3 protein-coding genes and 1 pseudogene are annotated in these 3750 nt (G+C 71.4%); 2 read left to right on the top strand and 2 right to left on the bottom strand.

Translation table 11 applies throughout. The features are described 5' to 3' along the window. Window positions 1-110: 110 nt before the first annotated feature. Window positions 111-1721 (bottom strand): DUF4331 domain-containing protein, encoded by a 1611-nt coding sequence (locus tag ACFV0G_RS07190; RefSeq protein ID WP_380542966.1) that lies wholly within the window; start codon window positions 1719-1721, stop codon window positions 111-113. A 229-nt stretch (window positions 1722-1950) separates the two neighbouring features. Between ACFV0G_RS07190 and ACFV0G_RS07185 the strand changes: the two are divergent. Together ACFV0G_RS07185 and ACFV0G_RS07180 are read left to right on the top strand one after the other, a co-directional pair. Further along, window positions 1951-2240 (top strand): annotated as a pseudogene (locus tag ACFV0G_RS07185) (fasciclin domain-containing protein); the annotation flags it as partial. Window positions 2241-2689: 449 nt separating this feature from the next. After that, window positions 2690-3346, top strand: a complete 657-nt coding sequence (locus ACFV0G_RS07180) for a fasciclin domain-containing protein (RefSeq protein ID WP_380542963.1) — start codon at window positions 2690-2692, stop codon at window positions 3344-3346. Between the two features lie 113 nt (window positions 3347-3459). Here the strand turns inward: ACFV0G_RS07180 and ACFV0G_RS07175 are convergent. Further along, window positions 3460-3750, bottom strand: a 291-nt coding sequence (locus tag ACFV0G_RS07175; protein ID WP_380542960.1) for a transposase, incomplete at its 5' end; no start/stop codon positions are given.

The following is a 3750-nucleotide window of genomic DNA, read 5'->3' as shown; positions in this document are numbered from 1 at the left end:
GTCGGCGGGCGCGGGCGGGCGGCCCCGGCCCCCCGCCTGCCGGCGCCTGGTGTTGGGGGGGCGGGGGACCCCCCGGGGGTGGGGCGGCCGGTCACCGGGCTGTGGAGCCTTCACGCCTTGGCCGCTCGCCTGCGGCGCAGGGCGAGGAGGCCCGCCGTGGCCAGCAGGGTGCCGCCGCCGAGCGCCGCCGCAGACACGGCGACGGACCGGCCGCCGAAGGCGGTGCCGCCGAGGCCGGCGCCGATGCCGCCGCCGGGGTGCTGGGAGGCGGCCTGGTTCACCGCGGCGGTGTTGGGCAGGGCGACGTAGGGGAAGGTGCTGCCGGGCTTGCGGAACGGCGTGTCGACGCCGTCGCCGGCGGCGAGCGCGGGCACCAGGGCGCCGGTCTGGGCGGCGCCCTCCAGGGTCTGCAGGGCGATGTCGACGACGTCGTCGTCGAGGCGGCGGCCGTTGGGGAAGCCGGCCAGGTCCTTGGCGAGCACGCCGAGGCGGTTGGGGGAGGAGCTCGGCGGTACGGCCATGTTCAGGCGCAGCTCCTCGGAGGGCACGAAGTGGTCCTTGGCCACGTCGGCGTTGAGCAGCTGGGAGTTGAGGTCCGCCTGGACGGGCCCGCAGGCCTTGCAGACACCGGTCAGGAAGATCTCGACGAGGTCGTTGCGGGGCGTCGCGGGTGCGGGGACGCCGTAGATGCTCTGGACGAGCTTGGGGACGATCGGGTCCTTCACCTTGTCGACGACCGGGGTGACGGTGTGGTCCTGGTCGGGGGCGAGGGCGTTGAAGGCGTCCTTGTACTTGAGGGGGACGACGGCCTCGTTCACGAGCGGGTTCCCGAGTCGGGACACCTGGTGCCAGCCGGCCCCGCCGCCCTCGCCGCCCTTGTCCGTGACGGCCGCACCCTTGCGGTCGGTGGTGGACCAGACGCCGATCACCGGGTTGCGCGTCGGGTCGCCCTTGAGCGCCAGGTCCTTCTTCGGGATCTGCAGCGCGATGCTGTTGACGTTGTACCCGGCCAGCGTGTCGTGGCCGGTCTCCTTGAGGTTGCCCCCGTACAGGAGGTCGAAGATGCGCAGGTCGAGGAAGAACGGGTCGGCGGCCTGGCCGGCGAAGCTGCGGCCGCCGCCCGGCAGGTCCACCAGGGCCTGGCCGCGCAGCGAACCGTAGTCGGGCATGGAGGCCGCGCCGACGTTCGACGGTGCGGCGGGCGCGTCCTTGACCAGGATCTTGGTGGTGCCGCCCGCGTCGGCGACGGTGAGGGTGTAGGTCTGGCGGAAGTTCAGGGTGGCGTCGTCGATGGACTTCACCACACCGGTGTTGTAGAGGAACTGGTTGGCGTCGTCGCGGATGTGGTCGGTGAACGTCCACGTGTACGTCAGGTCGGGCTTGCCGTCGCCGTCGCTGTCGATCTTGATGTTGTAGCGGGCGTCGTTGGCGAACGGGTAGAAGTTCGGGCCGCCGTTCGGCTCCTCGAAGGGGATCCAGTTCGCGACGAGGGTGACGGTGTCGGGATTGTCGGGACTGGTGAACGCATACAGATCGGTGTTGTCGGCCTTCGGATCGCCGCTCGTCAGCGGTGCCTCACGGTGGCTGGAGGCGGCACTGGTGCCGGGGGCGAGCCCGGCGACGCTGCCGGCGGCGGCGAGGGAGAGAGCGCCGAGGCAGGCGAGGGCGCGCTCGACCGCGCGGGCCGACGGAGCCCGGCGTGGGGATGTGGTGTGCGGCATGGACCGTCCGTTCGAGTGAGGCGGCGCGGCCCTGGTGGTGCGGCGCGCGGCCGGGGTGGTTGGATCGCTCTCCGTCCCTGCCCGGAGGCGCTGGGCCGTTCGAGGCCTGACGGCCCGTCCGCGAGACTGCGAAGGCTGCAACCATTCACCATCAGGCGCGGCAGGTCGGCCACGCGGGTGGGCCGAACCGGGAGTAGGGCGGGGCCGGCCCGCAGGTGGAGGCGCAGGCTCGGCGCAGAACATCACCGTGTTCGCGCCCGCCAACGACGCCTTCGACAAGATCCCCGAGGCGACACTGGACGCCGTCCTCGCCGACAAGGACAAGCTCACCAAGATCCTCACCTACCACGTTCTGCCCGAGCGCCTCGCCCCGAGCGCCTTGCCAGGCGCCACGGTGAAGTCACCGGCTCCGGTGAGGACTTCACCGTCAACGGCAACGCCAAGGTGCTGTGCGGCAACGTCCAGACCTCCAACGCCACCGTCTCCATCGTCGACACCGTCCTCATGCCCGCCTCCTGACGGGCCCGCGGGACCCTCCTTTGCCGGAGCACGGGCCGACCGCACGGCGAGCAGGGCCACAGGCGATCACGCGATGCCGGGCCGGCCCTCGGGCGGAGCGGCGCCGGGGTGCCTCAGCGGGCTCGACGGCGGGGTGCGCCGACCGAGCAGCGAAGGGCAGGCCGTGCAGGCCTCGACCCGGACACCCGGGCAGAGCGTGCCCGCGACGTCCGGGGATCACATCGACGCCCGGTGCCCCGGCCGCAACTCGACGGACACCGCAGGTGGGAACGAGTGCTGCTGCCGAGTCACATCACCCCGACGGGTGATGCCGAAAGATGCACCCATCCGGTGGACCACGGGCCCCGAACGACCGGTGTGACGGAGGAACCGACGCCGGCCACACCAGACGCGTCGACACTGCCCGGCACACCCGAAGCCGATTGATCCACCCTGACGAGGAGCAAACCATGCCCGCCACCGCCCACCGCAGCAAGACCTTCGCCGCCCTCCTCGTCGCAGGAGCGCTGGCTTTGGGTCTGTCCGCCTGTGGCAGCAGCGGCAGCACCAAGGCCGCCTCCGACAGCGCCACGGCGGCCGCCCCGGCCTCCTCGGCGATGCCGACCCCCGACGCCAGCAGCACGATGGCTGCCGGCCAGCCGTTCGGCGCCGCGTGTGCGGCCGTTCCCAAGGACGGCGCCGGCTCGTTCGCGGGCATGGCCCAGGACCCGGTGGCCACGGCCGCCTCCCACAACCCCCTGCTGTCGACCCTGGTCGCCGCGGTCACCAAGGCCGGCCTGGTCGACACCCTCAACTCGGCGCAGAACATCACCGTCTTCGCGCCCACCAACGACGCCTTCGCCAAGATTCCGAAGAAGGACCTGGACGCCGTCCTCGCCGACAAGGACAAGCTCACCAAGATCCTCACCTACCACGTCACCCCCGAGCGCCTTGCCCCCGACGCCCTGCCCGGTGAGCACAAGACCCTGGAAGGATCCACGGTCAAGGTCACCGGCTCCGGCGAGGACTTCACCGTCAACGGCAACGCCAAGGTGCTGTGCGGCAACGTACAGACCTCCAACGCCACCGTCTACATCGTCGACACCGTCCTCATGCCCACCTCCTGACCACCCCTTAACCGCGCAGCCCCGGCCCCCGGGTGCTCCTGGCCGGGGCTGCGCACCCGCCCATCGGCCGTACCCGTGGCACCGCATCTCAGCCTCTCGCGCTCTAAGAGGAGCTAACACAAAGCGCGGACGCGCCTGTAGGTGATCAGGCAGCAGGCCAGCTTGAGGAATGCCTCGTGGATGTCGTCGCGTATGTCCCATCGGATGCGGAGGCGTCGGAACCCGTGGATCCATGCGTTGGTGCGCTCGACCACCCAGCGGACGGTGCCCAATCCGGAGCCATGCGGTACACCGCGGCGGGCGATGACTGGCTTGATGCCACGCTTCCACAGGAGTCGGCGGTACTTGTCGAAGTCGTAGCCGCGGTCGGCGAACAGTTGCCGTGGCCGGTGGCGGGGACGGCC

This window comes from Kitasatospora sp. NPDC059571 (assembly GCF_042735675.1).
Taxonomy (GTDB): Bacteria; Actinomycetota; Actinomycetes; order Streptomycetales; family Streptomycetaceae; genus Kitasatospora.
This window is presented reverse-complemented; position numbering and strand designations above follow the sequence as displayed.